Origin of the sequence: Streptomyces sp. NPDC002574, assembly GCF_042889545.1 — a bacterium.
Classification (GTDB): domain Bacteria; phylum Actinomycetota; class Actinomycetes; order Streptomycetales; family Streptomycetaceae; genus Actinacidiphila.
Genome location: NZ_JBIARB010000002.1, coordinates 142,975 through 158,417, shown reverse-complemented (window position 1 = coordinate 158,417; position 15,443 = coordinate 142,975). Strand labels below are relative to the sequence as shown.

Here is a 15,443-nt window from a genome sequence, read left to right as displayed (position 1 = left end):
CCGCACACCCCCCGCGGGCCCGGGCGGCAACCCCCCGCGGGCCTCACCCCGGGCGGGTTCGGGGGCGGGGCCCCGGCCCTCCGGGCGGCCCGCCGCGACCGCGCAGGTCAGGCCCGCTCGGTGACCGCCCCGCCGAAGTGCCGGGCGAAGAACCGGACCGCGCTGTCGGCCTCGAACCGGGGCAGCTCCTTGTGGCCGCCCGAGTTCACGTGCAACGACTTCTCCGTCGACCCGAAGGCGTCGAACAGCGCGAGACCCTCCTCGCGGGAGATGTGCTCGTCGTCCCACTGCAGATCGAACTCGATCGGCACGGTGATCCGCCGTGCCTTCTCGGCCAGGACGTCCGGCCAGTGCTGGCCGAAGACGGCGGCCCCGATCCGGGGCTCGGCCGCCACGAAGGGCACACCGATCGCGGTGCCCATGTTGATGCCCCAGTAGCCGACCGGCCCGTCGGCGCCGATCTCCGGAAGCTCCTGCAAGGCGTCCAGGAGCGCCACGTACTCGGGCACGGCGAGCTGCGCCAAGTGGTCGTTGTACCGGACGACGATCGGGCCTTCGGGTTCGCCCGCCGCCCTCGCCCGGAACAACTCGGCGATCTCCGCCTCGTCGTGCGCCGTGCGCGGGCGGTCGCCGTGACCGGGCGCGTCCAGGACGGCGACGTGGAAGCCGCACCCGGCCACCAGGCGCTGGGCCCGGCCGGACATCGCCGGGTGCTTCTTGTGGGTGCCGCCACCGTGCCCCATCAGGACCAGGGGCGCGCGCCCGGCAACGGGAGCCGGTGACCAGAGAACACCGGGGACCCCGTCCACGGTGAAGTCGCGCTCGACCACGCCGTTCGACAACGACTCGGTGGTGAACTGCAGAGAGTGCATCAGTAGTGCCTTTCGGGAGTGCCTTGTTGTCGAGGCGCTCCCAGCGACACCTACGTCAATCGCCGGACCGTGACGGCAAAGGGAGCACCCACACAGATACCGCGTTCATGGGTCTCACCTCCTCGGGCTACGTCACGGGCAACCGAAAACTATCAGACCGGCCACCAGCGTGGCCCGGCTTTGTTCCTGACACCTCATCATGACCCGCACAGGCCCTAGTCCCACCAGAAGGACCACACGTTGCGGCCCAGGATCTGCAATGCCGCGTAGGCTCCGAGCTCTCGGCGCCTCATGCACGGCTCGTCCCCCGCCTTTCCCGACTCCGCACTCGCCCGGAGCCGACGGCCCCCTCCGACAGTGTTCAGAGGAGTGCGGGATCGGCGTGGCGGCACAGGACGCCGACACCTCACAGCCCGGCGGCACCGAGCAGGCACGCGCGTTCGTCATCGCGCAGCGGAGCGCCGGCCGGCAGTCCTTTGTCCTCCAGCAGCTGCCGCACCCATGCCGCATGGGCGGCGAAAGACGCCCGGCACAGAGCCCGTTCCGGATGATCCTCCTCGGGGCCGCCGACCGCGAGGTCCCAGGCACTGCTCGGGTCGGTCGGCTCGGACAGAGCAGCGGCCACGAGTACCAGCTCGAACAACGTGTCCCGGCGGGGCACCGACGCGTCGGCCGCGAGGCGCAGCAGGAACGGCACGATCGCCGGCATCGCGCCGCTGATGCGCAGGGGCCCGGCCATCACCACCCATCCGAGGGCCCGTTCGGCCGCCTCGGCCGACCCGGGATCGGTCAGGCCGCGCAGCACGACCGGGACGTCCTCCGGGCAGCCGGGGATCGCCAACCACGTCACGTCCTCGCACCCTGCCAGCGCGGGGTGCGCGGAGGGTCCCTGTGCCAGGTGCGGAAACGCGGTCACCAACGCCGCGATCGCAGCCGCGGCCGCCGCCTCGCGATCAACCGTGCACACGGGAGTGCCTCCTCATCCGTCCCTCAGCCCGCCAGAGCCTCGGTCACCTTCTCCAACTGGGCATCGACGACCTGCCGGGGCACCTCGGTGGGCTTGTTCGTCACCCCGACAGGGTTCGAGGTGAACGTCGTGACCGTGGTTCCGTTCCGGACCACCAGGTAGGAGAAGACCACGGACTGTGCCGGGCCGATGTCGTCCGCGGGCATGTTCAGCGTGATGCGGTACGAGAGGGAGTCGTCCCCCAGGGAAGGATCCGGCAGCTTCTGGATGTCCGAGTAGGTCCAGCCAAGCGTGGTGTAGGGCAACGCGAACTTCGTGCAGATGCCCAGCGCACTGCGCAGTTCCGTCATGACCTTGACCGATTCCTGCTGCCTGTAGGAATTCAACGCCACGACCGTGTCCCGGTGACCACCCGGCGTTTCACCGACGGTCTTCGCGACCTGCCACACCGGCTGGTACCTGCCGACGTACCCGATCATGTCGTTGAGCGGCTTGCACTGCGCGGGGTCCGGAGCGATCGGGTTCACCTTGGGTTGCCCGGCCCCGACTTCGCCCACCATGGGCGAGACGCTGAATCCGTCGAGATCCCCCGGCGCCAGTGCGATCCGCTCCAGCTCCTTCTCTCCCCACGCCTTCGCCGGTCCCGCCGTCCGCTTCCCGACGGGTGAGGCTTCCGTAACGCCCCCGTTCCCGCAGCCGACAGCGGCCACGGCCAGTACGCACGCCGCTGCCGCAGCCCGCGACATCCCTGTACCCACGTTCCCCACCCAGTTCTCATGACGTGCCGGCGCCGCGCGCCGGTCGCGCGGCGTCAGCGATGTACAACGGATCTTGATTCGCCCCCCAGGGCGCGTTCACAGTACGTCAGTCACTCGCCGGAGCGGCGGCCGGTTCGGGCCCACCGAAGCGGGAGAGCGTGACGACATTGCGCGGCGGGGGCCTGCCGGCCACGGCGACGCGGCGCTCGAAGCGCACCACACGTCCCTGGGCCTTCATTCAGATCTCGCTGTTTTCACACTGTCACTCGTGTCATCACGCTGTCAGTGCCTGAACGAGTCCTTGGTGCTCTCCTTCGCGCTCCGCATCCTGCCCCGCGCTTCGAGGGCCGCGCCCTTCGCCGCGAGGGTGTTCTTGTGCATCGCGTGGGCCCCCTTCCGCACGAGCTTTCCGACGACCTGCTCGGCCTGGGCCTTGACCTTCTCCTGCGCGCTCATCTCGGTACCTCCGCGCACTCTCACTGGCCCCGTGCCCGTAGAAGGGGCGGTAAAACCACAGGTCAGGTTCCAGAGGATCCCCGTGGCGACGGACACCGCGGAACCGCCCGCCCGCGCGGGGATGCGCGTGGCGGGCGGAGCCGTACCGGGCCGGGCCGTAGGGCGGTTCAGGACTCGACGGCCGCCTGCTGCGGCGCCGGGGCCGACGCGGTCCCCCCGCCGCCGGACACGGCGCGGGCGGCCGGGATGGCGACGGCGATGAGGGCGGAGAGCAGGGCGATGCCGCAGCCGATCACCAGTCCGGTGCGGAAGCCGCTCTCGGAGGTGAAGGTGTAGCCGCCCGCGGTCGTGGTCAGGTGCGAGAGGACCACGCCGATCACCGCCGCGCCCACCGAGGTGCCGAGGGAGCGCATCAGGGCGTTGAAGCCGTTGGCGGCCGCGGTCTCGGAGACCGGGACGGAGCTCATGATCAGCGCGGGCATCGATCCGTAGGCGAGGCCGACGCCGCTGTTGACGACCATGATGGCGAGCATGAGCCCCCACGCGGTGCCGGTCAGCACCAGGGACAGCCCGTAGCCGGCGGCGAGGACCAACGCGCCGCTGATCAGGGTGAACTTGGGGCCGCGGGCGTTGGTCAGCTTGCCGCCCAGCGGGGAGACGATCATCATCATGATGCCGCCGGGCAGCAGCCACAGGCCCGCCGCGAGCATCGACTGGCCGAGGCCGTAGCCGGTCGCCTTGGGGAACTGCAGCAGCTGCGGGACGACCAGCATGCCGGCGTACATGCCGAAGCCGACGAAGACCGAGGCGACGTTCGTCAGCAGCACGCGGGGGCGCGCCGTGGTCCGCAGGTCGACCAGCGGGTCGCGGGTGCGCAGCTCCCACCAGCCCCAGGTGATCAGCACGATGACGGCGGCGGCGAGCAGGCCGAGGGTGGTGGCCGAACCCCATCCCCAGTCGGCGCCCTTGGAGACCGCCAGCAGCAGGCAGACCAGGCCGGCGCCGAGGCCGATGGCACCGGGGACGTCGAAGCGCTGGCCCTTGGCGCCGGCGGGGACGTCCGGGATGAAGAACCAGATCAGCACCGCGACGACGACCGCCAGGCCCGCGGAGCCCCAGAAGAGCACGCGCCAGTCGGCGTACTGGGCGATCGCGGCGGCGATCGGCAGACCGAGTCCACCGCCGATGCCCATGGAGGCGCTGACCAGGGCGATGGACGAGCTGAGCTTCTCCGCGGGGACGACGTCACGGAGCAGGGCGATGCCCAGCGGCACCATGCCCATGCCCATGCCCTGCAGACCGCGCCCGACGATCATGGGGACGACGGAGGAGGACAGGGCGCACACCACCGACCCCGCCACCAGCGGCACCGAGCACACCAGCAGCATGGGCCGCTTGCCGACCAGGTCGCCGAGGCGCCCGAAGACCGGCACGCACACGGCCGCCACGAGCAGGGTGACGGTGATCACCCAAGCGGCGTTCGAGCCCGAGGTGTGCAGGATCTGCGGCAGCTCGGCGAGGAGCGGGGTGACCAGGGTCTGCATGATCGCGGCCGTGATGCCGGCCAGTGCCAGCGTGGCGACCACGCCGCCCGCGCGGGCTGTGGGTTGTGGGGCATTCATGACGGCACTCCTCGCACGAACTGTCGGACGCTCTCGGTATCTCGATGTGCATCGTACATAGGAAGTGCATCACGCACATGATATGGCTGGTGCATACGCTGTGAGAGGATGGTTCCGGGTCCCGAACAGGCACACCGGCGGCCCGGTGAACGGCAGGAGGCTGAAGCACATGGGCAGGGCCACCCACGAGGTCGAGTACGAGCAGATGCTGCTCAGCCGGTACGAACTCCTGCGCCACAGGGACAGCTCGCTGGAGCGCAGCGCCTATATCCTGCTCAGCCGGATCCGCGTCCAGGGACCCATGTCGATCGGTGAGCTGAGCGACGCCTTCGCGCTCGACGCGTCCACCCTCAACCGGCAGACGGCCGCCGCGATGCGCGCCGGCCTCGTGGAGCGCATCGCGGACCCGGAAGGCGGGATGGCCCGGAAGTTCCGCATCACGGACAAGGGCGCCCAGATGCTCGACGAGGAACGCGACAGCAGCATCGGCGGCCTGGACAAGGTCATGGCCGACTGGCCCGACGAGGACATCGCCGCCTTCGCCGCCTACCTGAGGCGCTTCAACACCGACATCGAACGCCTCGACGGGCGGCCCTGGCCGCGCCCGTGAGCCGGGCGGGAGACCGGCGGTCCTGAGGGCCGCCCGGACACCCGCCGACAGCGGTCCCCACCCGGACGAACAGCACCGCCGCGCCCATCACGCCCGGCTCCCCCGGCATGCCCGATTGCCAACCGGAGGGCCCTCCGGTACGTTGGGGACCACGAAGCGGAGGCCCCTCCGGAAAAGGGGTCCGCGTCCGCGCCCACCCCCCGCATCCGGAGTGCCGACCATGTCCACACCCCAAGTCCCCCTCACCGGCCATCCGTTCGATGCCGCTTCCACTGCCGAGGACGTCGCCAAGGGCATCGACCTGACGGGCAGGACCGCCGTCGTCACCGGCGGCCACTCCGGCATCGGGCTGGAGACCACGCGCGTCCTCAGCCTGGCCGGCGCCGAGGTCGTCGTACCGGTCCGCTCCCCCGAAAAGGCCGCCGCCGCGCTGCGCGGAATCCCGGGCGTGAGGATCGAGCGGCTGGACCTCGCCGACCCCGGCTCCGTCGACGCCTTCGCCGAGGCGTTCCTCGGACTCGGACGGCCTTTGCACATCCTGGTCAACAGCGCCGGGATCATGGGCATACCGCTGTCGCGTGACGCCCGCGGCCACGAACTGCACTTCGCCACCAACCACTTGGGCCACTACCGGCTGACCGCCCGGCTGTGGCCCGCCCTGGTCCGGGCGGTGGGCGCACGCGTGGTCGCCCTGTCCGCCGCGGCCCACCGCTACTCTCCCGTCGACTTCGCCGACCCCCACTTCGAACGCCGCGCATACCACCCGATGCTCGGCTACGGCCAGTCCAAGACCGCCAACATCCTCTTCGCCCACCGGCTCGACGAACTCGGCGGCGACGACGGCGTGCGCGCCTTCTCCGTCCACCCGGGCTCGATCCTGGGCACCAACCTCAGCGGCTACGCCACGCCCGAGACACTTCGCGGGCTGGGTCTCGTCGACGGCGAGGGCAACCCGGTCATCGACCCCTACACCGGCAAGAAGAACGTCCGGCAGGGCGCCTCGACCACCGTATGGTGCGCCGTCAGCCCCCAACTGGACGGCATGGGCGGCGTCTACTGCCTCGACAACAACATCGCCCCCATCGCCGCACCGGTCGAGCACGACCCGCGGCAGCACGGGGCCCGGCCGGTGCCACCCACCGGGGTGTCCCCGCACGCCGTCGACCCGGAGGCCGCGGTCCGGCTGTGGCACCTCAGCCGCGACCTCACCGGGACCGATCCGGCCCGCTGACCGACCGGGCGGTGCCCGGCGACGCCGACCGCGTGGCGCGAGGGCCTGTGCGAAAATGAAGCGGAGGAGCCTCCGGTTGCCGCCTTCCGGCCCTGGCCGGAGCGCCCCGCAGCCCCGCCGAGCGACCCGCACAGAACGGATCTCCCCCGCCGTGACCCCGAGACAGACCCGCTCCGACGCCGTCGCCAACCGGGACCGCATCCTCACCGTCGCGCGGGAGGCGTTCGCGGACGCCCACGACACCTCGCTCACGGCGATCGCCAAGCAGGCCGGGATCGGGATCGGCACGCTCTACCGGCACTTCCCGACCCGCGAAGCGCTCATCATCGAGCTGTACCGGCGCGACATCCAGCAGGTCATCGACCGCGCCCCGGCCCTGCTCGCGAGCCTCCCACCGCTGGAGGCGCTGCGCGCCTGGTTCGAGGAGGTCGCCCGCTACGGCCGGTTGAAGTACGGCATCGCCGAGGTCATCCACGCCGTGACCGACGGGGGCCTCGAAGACCCCTTCTACGACCCCTTCGTCCACGCCATCAGCACCCTGCTCGACGCCGGGGCGGCCGAGGGAACCCTCAAGCCCGGTCTGGACCCCGAGGACGTGCTGTTCCAGCTCAGTGTGCTGTGGAAGATCACCCCCGCCAAGAACACCGAGGAACGGGCGTCACGCATCCTCGACCTCATCGTCGACGGCCTGCGCACCCCGGCCGCGAGGTGACGGCCGATCAGTTCGCTCGGGATGTCAGCCGGATGACGGGCATTTCGCGGTCGGTCCTGGTCGCGTAGTCGGCGTACCGGGACCGCGCGGCGACGATCCGCCGCCAGGCCGTTTCACGTTCCGCGCCCTGGAGCTGCTCGGCGGCGACCTCGGTCTTCAGGCCACCCGTCTCAATGGTGGCCTCGTCGGGGCGGGCGGCCAGGTTGAGGTACCAAGCGGGGTGTCTCGCCGCACCGTTGGCGGACGCCACGATCAGCCATGAGCCGTTCTCCCCGGGGAACCAGGCGACCGGCGACTTGCGCGGTTCGCCGCTCTTGCGGCCGATGGTGGTCAGCACAAGGGCGTCGGCCTTTCCCAGCGTGCCGCCGCCCTTGCGGACAATGAGGCGCATGGTGAACCTGTTCACCATGCGTACCAGCGAGCCGGGTTGGCGGGCACCGTAGGTACCGGCGGGGGTGGGCTCGAAGCTCATGGAGTCTCCTCTTGGTAGCCACGTACGTCGTGATGGGCTGCCGGGACGGACGCAGGGTGCCGACCCGGACCGCCTACCCCTTGGCTCCGCTGCCGTGCCGGGTGGTGCGGATCCGGCGGCGCCGGCGACCCGACCGACCTCGCCGGTCATGCCGGTCATGCCGACGGAGGAAGACGGGGCACTCATGCGGCGTTCCTCGGTGTCCGATGCGGGCGGGGGCGTTCGGTGGCCGCCGGATCTCGCCGTGCGAGGCGCGATATGAGACACCTTGTCTCACTGAGCTCACACGCTACTACAGCGCTCCATCTATGAGTCAAGCTGTCTCGCACATCGCGCTCATAGAATGAGGAGGTGAGCACCCCGACCGACCCCCGCGCCGCGCGCAGCCGGGCCGCAATCCTGGTCGCCGCCCGCTCATTGCTGCTCGACGAGGGTCCCGCCGCGATCACCCATCAACGCGTGGCCCAGAAGGCCGGCGTCGGCCGCGCCACGGTGTACCGGCACTGGTCGCAGCCCGGGCACCTGCTCCACGACGCCATGACCGGCATCGAGATGCCCTTCTTCCGGGAGCCTGAGACGCCCGTGCGCCCGTGGCTGCGGACCCGGCTCCAACGGCTCGCCGACGCACTGGCCACGCCCCAGATCGCCGGCGTCCTGCTCACCTTGATGCAGGGGGCTCTGTGGGATCCCGGTATCGCCGCGCAGCGCGACGAGTGCTACCGGGACATCAGCGAAAACCTCCGGAAGGCGCTGGCGCTGGCCGTGGCCGACCATGAGATCGAGATGTCGGCCGACCCGCACGACCTCTCGGCGTTGCTGGTCGGCCCCATCCTCTACCACGCCACCATGCGGGCCGGATCCGTGTCCCCGCAGCTGATCGAGCAGCTCATCGACAGCCTGGGCGAGTGGCGACCGTGAGGCGTTCCCCACCCGTCAACGGGTGAACACCATCCCGGACCGGACCGGACCGGACCGGTCCGCGCGGCCCTTATCCCCGGCGCCGCCGGCCCCTGGCCTTGCGGGGGTACGGGAACAGACGCGGGCTGCGCCGGGCGGCGACGTCCTCGATCCATCCGAAGAGAACGATCGCGAGAGCGATCAGGGGGACGGCGACGATCAGCGGGAACCACTGGCTCCGCAGCAGCCACTGCAGGTGGGCGTAGAAGAAGCCGTTGCTCCACAGCGGGTCGATCAGCGGCTCGCAGAGCACCAGCGCGACACAGTGCCACAGGTAGACGGTGACGGCTCGCGAGTTGAGCAGGCTGATCACCCCGTTGAACCGCTCCAGGGGCTTCGGCCACTGCTCCCACGAGGGGCTGAGGTGGAGCAGCAGCAGCACGCAGCCGAAGGACCAGATCGCCTGTGCCAGCGGTACGGCTTCGAGGTCGGCGCCGATCCGGGGGTCCTCCACCGGCTGTTGCTGCAGCCACCAGTAGCCGGCGACGAGGACGAACGGGGCGAGCGACGGCACGACGTACTGCGGGATGCGGCGCAGGAGTCCCTCGTGGTGGGCCATGCCGAGCAGCCAGCACGCGCCGAAGGTGGTGAAGTCGGTGGCGGTCTCCATGACGCGGCCGGACTGGTCGACCAGGCCGGAGTTGAGGAGGGCCGACAGCGCCAGGGGCGCCAGCAGGGTGACCCAGGGCAGCCGGCGCATCGCCTTGAGCATGAGCGGGGACAGCAGCACGAACCAGAGGTAGGCGCGCAGGTACCACAGCGGGACGGTGACCTGCTCGGCCCAGGTCGCGGGCAGGTGGCCGCCGAAGCCGTGCAGGGAGTCCGCGTAGGGCGGGGTGCTCAGCGGCAGGATCCAGAAGGCCAGTTCGCCCCACCACCGGTGGGGGTGGCCGGTCGCGTGCGGGCCCCAGCCGTCGATGATCATGGCGGTCAGCACGACCGCGCCGAACAGCCACATCGGGGGCAGCAGACGCCGCACCCGGCTGCGGATGACGCTCCATGCCGGGCGGCTGAGCGACCGCGCCATCAACGAGCCCGCCAGCGCGAACATCACGCCCATGGACGGGAAGACCAGCGGCAGCCAGGTCCAGCTGAAGTTGTGGTAGATCACGACGCGGACCAGGGCCAGCGCGCGCAGCAGGTCGAGGTAGCGGTCACGGCCCGGCTTCGGGGCCGATTGCGCGAGTTCGGGAAGGTGGGGGACGCGGAGCGTCAGGGTCTTCGAGGAGTCGCCGACGTCCGCGGCGCCGAGGTCGACCGTGCTCATGTCGGCATCTCCGAGGTGGTGACGTCAAGGCCGACCTCGCCGGTGCGCCGCAGCTTCTGCCAGCGCAGCCGGCCTCCGGTCAGGGCGGTTATCCAGGATTGGAGCAGGACCATGTACATGAGCACGCGATAGACCACCTGCTGTACGGGCAGGGTGATCAGGTGCCAGGCCTTCTCGCGGTCCAGGTGGAAGGACCACCAGGCGCAGAACCCCTGGAGGGTCAGCACCGCGAGCCAGGCGCCGAGGCTCTTGTACGGGTCGACGAAGAACACCCCGTACACCATCGCGATGTCGATGGCCGGTGCCAGCAGCGGGGTGAGCACCATGAACAGGGCGACGAAGGGAAGGCCGACGCGCCCGAAGCGTCCGGCGGCGCCGCGTTCGAGGACGGCGTGGCGGTGCTTCCACATCGCCTGCATGGTGCCGTAGCTCCAGCGGTAGCGCTGGGACCACAGCTGGCTCATGCTGCCGGGCGCCTCGGTCCACGCACGGGCGTTCTCGACGTAGACGATCTTCCATCCGCCCCGGTGCAGGGCCATGGTGACGTCGGTGTCCTCGGCGAGCGTGTCGTCGCTCATGCCGCCCACCTCGTCCAGGGCGCTGCGGCGGAAGGCGCCGACCGCCCCGGGGATGGTGGGCATGCAGCCGAGCACGTCGTACATGCGCCGGTCGAGGTTGAAGCCCATGACGTACTCGATGTGCTGCCAGGCGCCGATCAGGGTGTCCCGGTTGCCGACCTTGGCGTTGCCGGCCACCGCGCCGATCCGGGGGTCGGCGAAGGGCTGCACCAGTTCGCGGACGGTCCCGGGTTCGAAGACGGTGTCGCCGTCCATCATCACGACGAGGTCGTTCGACGCCGCGGCCACACCCGTGTTGAGGGCCGCGGGCTTGCCGCTGTTCGGCTGGCGGATCAGCCGGACCATCGGCAGGTCCATGCTCTCCACGATGGCCGCGGTGTCGTCCGTCGACCCGTCGTCGACGACGACCACCTCGAGCGGATGGTCGCTCCTGGCAAGCGAGAGCAGGGTGTTGGTGATGCACTCCTGCTCGTTGTACGCGGGGACGATCACGGTCACCCGCTCGGTCACGGCCGGACCCCAGGAGAAGCCGGGCTTCCGGGTCCGCCGCACGTGGATGAGCGAGAGCACCAGCATCAGCGCGAAGCGGGCGAAGACCAGGACCCCCACGACGGCGAGCAGGACGACCAGGAAGGGCATCACCCGCATCGAGAAGGCGGTGCACCACAGGAACGCCTTGCCGGCCCACAGGTCGTAACCGGTGACCGGGGTGTTCGCGGGGGCCGTGCCGAGCGCCTCGCTGATGGTCTTGAACCGGTAGCCCTCGGCCTTGAGTTTGTCGATGATGATCGGGAGCGCGGCCAGCGTCTGCGCCCGGTCGCCGCCGGCGTCGTGCAGCAGGATCATCTCGCCCTGCCCGGCGAGGTCGGGCAGGGCCGCCTTGACGATGGCGTCCACACCGGGACGCTTCCAGTCGTCGGTGTCCTTGTCGATGAAGGCCGTCAGGTACCCGTGCGCGCCGACGTCCTTGGTGACCGGCCAGGACCAGTCGTCGAGGGCATCAGCGGTGGATGAGTAGGGCGGCCGGAAGAGGCTGGAGTGGATGCCCGCGACGCCCGCCAGGGCGAGCTGGGTCTCACCGAGCTCCCAGGTGAGCCGGGTCCCGGAGTGCAGCGCGAGGTCGGGGTGGGTGAACGTGTGCAGACCGATCTCGTGGCCGCCGGCGACAATCTCGCGGATCAGCGCGGGGTTGTGGGTGGTCATCGACCCGGTGACGAAGAAGTCCGCGCGGACGTCGTGCTGCTTGAGCACGGCGAGGATCTTGGGCGTCCACTGGGTGGACGGGCCGTCGTCGAAGCTGAGCACGACGGTCTTGTCGGGGATCGAGTAGCTGACCGGCTTGTCGTTCCTCGCGCCGCGCGCGTCGACGAGCGGCCCGCCCACCAGCACGCTGCGGGGCACCGCGTCCTTGTCCACGGAGACCGCGATGCGCTCGTCGTGGAAGACCTCGTTGCCGGCCATGCCGCGGAGCACCAGCAGCGCCAGCAGGGTCGCCAGGACGGTCACCGGCAGGAAGAAGCGCAGCGGCGGTGCGGCGAGCCGGCGTGGCCGCAGGAGGGACTGCCGGTGGCGCTGGTGGCGTGACATGGATTTCCTGGTGTGTCGCGTGCTGCGGCGGGGACGTCGTGGCTGTCACGGAGTCGGGGTGGGGACCCCGGTGGGAGTGACCGCCTCGCCGGAGGCGGCCGGGGCGCCGGCGACAGGCGCGGCTCCCAGCGGCGCCGACGGGAGCGGTGCGTTGACGTACTGCCCGGGTTCCGCGGTGTCCGCGGTGGACGGGATCGAGAAGGCCGGGGCGTGCGACTGGGTCCCGACCAGACCGGAGATCATGGCCAGTACGAAACCGACGAGGACGAGGCCCAGCAGCCAGCCGAAGCCGCGCAGACGCCGGCCGCGGCGCCCCGTCCGGTCCACGAAGACGGGCGAGGTCTCCGCCTTGGTGAGCGTGCTGGTCAACGAGGGACCTCGGGCTTTCGGTGAACGCGTCGCCGCGCGATGGGTCGGATGCCGAACTTAGTGCAACCCCGGGGCGAATAGCGGACTATATGTTCGATTTGCCGGATCCCGCGGCCAACTATGTGATCTTACTGAAATGAAAGTGTGTAGAACTTACTCGGGTCTCCTACACTCCCCGAGGTCACGTCCTTTGCCGCCTGCCGGATCGGAACGCCTCGTATGCCCAGCCCCCACCGCTTCGGCCGTCTGGCAGCCGCCGTGGCGCTCGTGGCCGGTGCCGCGGTCCTCGCGAGCGCGTGCGACGGCCAGGCCTCCGGCGGAGCCTCCTCCAGCGCCCCCGCGAAGCCCTTCGACGTCGCGTCCCTGCGCCACCCGACGGGCCGCATGCTGGGGGTCGTCGACGACAAGTCCCCGTGGCAGTACGGCATCGTCACCACCTTCACGCGGCAGGCGGGACGCGCCCCCGACATCCGCGAGTACTACGGCTCCTGGGGAGACGACTTCGACACGGAGGGCAACGCCTTCCTGTGGCGGCACGGACAGCTCCCGATGCTGGAGTTGGTCCCCTCCGACACCTCGCTGTCCGACATCGCCAAGGGCACGGACGACGCCTGGATCCGTCGTCTCGCCCGCCAGATCGCGGCCTACGACGGCCCCCTCGCGCTCTCCTTCGCCGGTGAGATGAACGGCCCCTGGAACTCCTGGGGCCCCGGCCACGCCACCTCCGCCGACTTCGTCGCGGCCTGGCGGCACGTCCACGACGTCGTCCGCGGTGCCGGCGCGGACAACGTGATCTGGGTGTGGAGCCCGCACGTGGTGGACTCCGGCACCCGGGCACGGCTGCGCCCCTACTATCCGGGCGACGCCTACGTCGACTGGGTCGGCGTCATCGGCTACTACGGGCCCATCGACGGCGCGGCGTTCTCCAGCCTCTTCACGCCGACGCTCCGCGAGATCGCGCGCTTCGCGGACCGTCCGGTGCTGATCACGGAGACCGGCGTGGCGGAGAGCGGCCGCAAAGAGGCGCAGATCCGCGACCTGTTCGCGGGAGCCGCGAAAGCGGACGTCATCGGACTGGTCTGGTACGACCAGCGCAAGAACTGGCCCGGCAGCTCCCTGCCGATGGACTGGCGGATCGACACATCGGTGGGCGCGCAGGCCGCTTTCCGCGTGGAGTCGGAGCGGGCCGGCTTCGGCCACCCCCTCAAGGACGACTGAACCGAAGGGGCGGACCCGCCGGACGCAGGCCCGGCCGGTGCGCCCCGCGATGACGCGTCGGGCCGGCCGAGGCCACGACACAGGACCGAGCAGAGTGGAAGTACACGGATGACGACGGAAGGGCCGCCGGGACGGGGTGTTCCGCGGGAGTACCCGGACCAGGGTTCCTGGTCGTCCGGGCAGGGCGGGCCGCAGCCGGAGCCGGAATCGTGGGAGGCATGGCCGGCCTGGACCGGCGAACCGCGGTCCCGCAACTCCCCCCACCTGCCCGCGGATGCGCACGGCCACGGCGTGGAGCCCGCCGCCGTCCCGCCCGTCCCGGACCACCCCTGGGCCGACCCGGACCCCGCAGCCGAGTCCGGCGCGCGGGCGGAGCGGTGGGCCCGGGAGTGGGCGCTGCCCCCTGAGTGGGAAGAGCCCTCCCCCGGCGTCGTCGCTCCCCGGTCGGCGGGCGCGCCGGCTGCCACTGCCCCGGCCCCGCAGGCCGCGCCGCTGCCCGTGCCCGTGCCCGTACGCACCCAGCCGACGCGCGGTCCCCGCAAGGGCAGGCGCGTGGCCGGCGGCGCCCTCACGCTCGCCGTCCTCGTGGCCGGCGGTGCCACCGCCGTCGCCCTGGACCGCGAGGACGCTCCCCCGGTCGCGTCCCGCCAGCTCACCCAGGCGTGGCGGGTGCCCGCACCGGCCGCCGATGACGCCCTGATCGGGAGCTGGGTCACCCGCGAACTCCTGATCCGGGCGAGCACCCGCGGCGGCGTCAGGGCCTACCACCTGTCCGACGGCAGCGAGGCGTGGAAGGCCGCCCTTGCCAAGTCGGCGGCCGGCGTGCCCTGCGCGATGTCACCGACGCTCTCCGCGGACGGGATCGGGACGATCGGGCTCGGCACGGACGGCAACTCCTGCACCGCGCTGGCAGGCATCGACGCGGCCACCGGCCGGGTCCGGTGGACCAGCCCCCTCGTCGACCGCGAGCACCGCACAGCGACAGCCGCCCGGACGTACCTCCAGGGCGAGGTCGCCACGATCGTCAGCGGGAACTTCCTCGGCGGCCTCGACGTGCGCACCGGTCGCGCCGTCTGGGGCTACCGCGCCCGGGGCCACTACTGCAACGTCCGCGCCTCGGGCAGCGCGGGCGTCGTGCTGGTGGACGACTACTGCGCCGACCGCACCGACAAGTTCACCCTGCGCGCCTACGACGGCAGGACCGGAAAACTGCTCTGGGCCCTTCCGCAGCGCACCCACACCGATGTGCTCCAGGCCTTCTCCGGATCCCCCCTCATCGCGTCGCTGCACACGCCGGACGAGGACAGCACCCGGGTCTTCACCACTGCGGGCGGCAGTCGCAAGCTGGCCGTGGGCAACTCCCAGACGCTCTCGGGGAACGACACCGACGCCGACCACTCCGCCCGGCTCGTCGGGGACGTCCTGATCACCCCGGCGCTGGGCGCGGACCACCTGGAGGTCGACGCCTTCGACGTCACCACCGGCGTCAAGCTCTGGACCCTGCACTCGGCCGCGCTCGCCACGGCGGTGGCGGGGGACGCCTCCGTGTACGCGGTGTCCTCCGCCGGACCCCCGCAACTGGTCGAGGTGGAGCCGCGCACCGGCGATCTCACGCCCGTCGCGGCGCTGCCGTCCGGGGTCGTCGGTTCCGACGCGCTGCACACGGGCAGCGTGTACGTGATGCCGGACGCCGGTGGAGTGCTGGAACTCGGCGCGCAGGGCAAGAACGGCGGGGCCCGGATGTACCGGTGACCCCGGACCGCACGA

16 protein-coding genes are annotated in these 15,443 nt (G+C 71.2%); 6 read left to right on the top strand and 10 right to left on the bottom strand.

The window, feature by feature from the left end; genetic code table 11:
• Positions 1–107: 107 nt before the first annotated feature.
• From ACFYXS_RS04595 to ACFYXS_RS04570, 6 genes are all read right to left on the bottom strand, one after another.
• Positions 108–872, bottom strand: coding sequence for an alpha/beta hydrolase (locus ACFYXS_RS04595; protein ID WP_389243809.1), 765 nt, complete (start codon positions 870–872; stop codon positions 108–110).
• A 406-nt stretch (positions 873–1,278) separates the two neighbouring features.
• Complete coding sequence (locus ACFYXS_RS04590) at positions 1,279–1,839, bottom strand: hypothetical protein (protein WP_389243807.1); 561 nt, start codon at positions 1,837–1,839, stop codon at positions 1,279–1,281.
• A 23-nt stretch (positions 1,840–1,862) separates the two neighbouring features.
• Positions 1,863–2,549 carry a hypothetical protein gene (locus tag ACFYXS_RS04585; RefSeq protein WP_389243805.1) on the bottom strand — a complete coding sequence of 229 codons (687 nt, stop codon included), beginning with the start codon at positions 2,547–2,549 and terminating at the stop codon, positions 1,863–1,865.
• Positions 2,550–2,703: 154 nt separating this feature from the next.
• Positions 2,704–2,835: a hypothetical protein gene (locus ACFYXS_RS04580; RefSeq protein ID WP_389243803.1), complete on the bottom strand. Its 132-nt coding sequence runs from the start codon at positions 2,833–2,835 to the stop codon at positions 2,704–2,706.
• A 44-nt stretch (positions 2,836–2,879) separates the two neighbouring features.
• Complete coding sequence (locus ACFYXS_RS04575) at positions 2,880–3,053, bottom strand: hypothetical protein (RefSeq protein WP_389243801.1); 174 nt, start codon at positions 3,051–3,053, stop codon at positions 2,880–2,882.
• Positions 3,054–3,220: 167 nt separating this feature from the next.
• Complete coding sequence (locus ACFYXS_RS04570) at positions 3,221–4,675, bottom strand: MFS transporter (RefSeq protein WP_389243799.1); 1,455 nt, start codon at positions 4,673–4,675, stop codon at positions 3,221–3,223.
• Between the two features lie 169 nt (positions 4,676–4,844).
• On the opposite strand from ACFYXS_RS04570, the gene ACFYXS_RS04565 reads away from it, so the two are divergent.
• The 3 genes from ACFYXS_RS04565 (at position 4,845) to ACFYXS_RS04555 (ending at position 7,228) form a co-directional block, all read left to right on the top strand.
• Entirely contained in the window at positions 4,845–5,285 is a 441-nt protein-coding gene (locus tag ACFYXS_RS04565) for a MarR family winged helix-turn-helix transcriptional regulator (RefSeq protein WP_389243797.1), read from the top strand.
• Positions 5,286–5,505: 220 nt separating this feature from the next.
• Entirely contained in the window at positions 5,506–6,516 is a 1,011-nt protein-coding gene (locus tag ACFYXS_RS04560) for an SDR family NAD(P)-dependent oxidoreductase (protein WP_389243795.1), read from the top strand.
• Positions 6,517–6,667: 151 nt separating this feature from the next.
• Positions 6,668–7,228 (top strand): TetR/AcrR family transcriptional regulator, encoded by a 561-nt coding sequence (locus ACFYXS_RS04555; RefSeq protein ID WP_389243793.1) that lies wholly within the window; start codon positions 6,668–6,670, stop codon positions 7,226–7,228.
• A 7-nt stretch (positions 7,229–7,235) separates the two neighbouring features.
• Here ACFYXS_RS04555 and ACFYXS_RS04550 read toward each other — a convergent pair whose 3' ends face one another.
• Positions 7,236–7,700 (bottom strand): nitroreductase/quinone reductase family protein, encoded by a 465-nt coding sequence (locus ACFYXS_RS04550; RefSeq protein WP_389243791.1) that lies wholly within the window; start codon positions 7,698–7,700, stop codon positions 7,236–7,238.
• A gap of 351 nt (positions 7,701–8,051) precedes the next feature.
• Here ACFYXS_RS04550 and ACFYXS_RS04545 point away from each other — a divergent pair, with 351 nt between their 5' ends.
• Positions 8,052–8,618 (top strand): TetR/AcrR family transcriptional regulator, encoded by a 567-nt coding sequence (locus tag ACFYXS_RS04545; protein WP_389243789.1) that lies wholly within the window; start codon positions 8,052–8,054, stop codon positions 8,616–8,618.
• Between the two features lie 70 nt (positions 8,619–8,688).
• Here the strand turns inward: ACFYXS_RS04545 and ACFYXS_RS04540 are convergent, their stop codons facing one another.
• From ACFYXS_RS04540 to ACFYXS_RS04530, 3 genes are read right to left on the bottom strand one after another with little or no spacing between them, the layout of a single operon-like run.
• Complete coding sequence (locus ACFYXS_RS04540; RefSeq protein WP_389243787.1) at positions 8,689–9,924, bottom strand: acyltransferase; 1,236 nt, start codon at positions 9,922–9,924, stop codon at positions 8,689–8,691.
• Complete coding sequence (locus ACFYXS_RS04535; protein WP_389243785.1) at positions 9,921–12,089, bottom strand: bifunctional polysaccharide deacetylase/glycosyltransferase family 2 protein; 2,169 nt, start codon at positions 12,087–12,089, stop codon at positions 9,921–9,923. The genes ACFYXS_RS04540 and ACFYXS_RS04535 overlap by 4 nt, the downstream gene beginning before the upstream one ends.
• A 45-nt stretch (positions 12,090–12,134) precedes the next feature.
• The gene (locus ACFYXS_RS04530) at positions 12,135–12,458 is read right to left on the bottom strand and encodes a hypothetical protein (protein WP_389243783.1); all 324 of its coding nucleotides are present in this window, start codon (positions 12,456–12,458) and stop codon (positions 12,135–12,137) included.
• A 219-nt stretch (positions 12,459–12,677) separates the two neighbouring features.
• Here ACFYXS_RS04530 and ACFYXS_RS04525 point away from each other — a divergent pair, with 219 nt between their 5' ends.
• Positions 12,678–13,676, top strand: coding sequence for a glycoside hydrolase family 26 protein (locus tag ACFYXS_RS04525; RefSeq protein ID WP_389243781.1), 999 nt, complete (start codon positions 12,678–12,680; stop codon positions 13,674–13,676).
• A gap of 108 nt (positions 13,677–13,784) precedes the next feature.
• Complete coding sequence (locus ACFYXS_RS04520) at positions 13,785–15,428, top strand: PQQ-binding-like beta-propeller repeat protein (RefSeq protein ID WP_389243779.1); 1,644 nt, start codon at positions 13,785–13,787, stop codon at positions 15,426–15,428.
• Positions 15,429–15,443 lie beyond the last annotated feature (15 nt).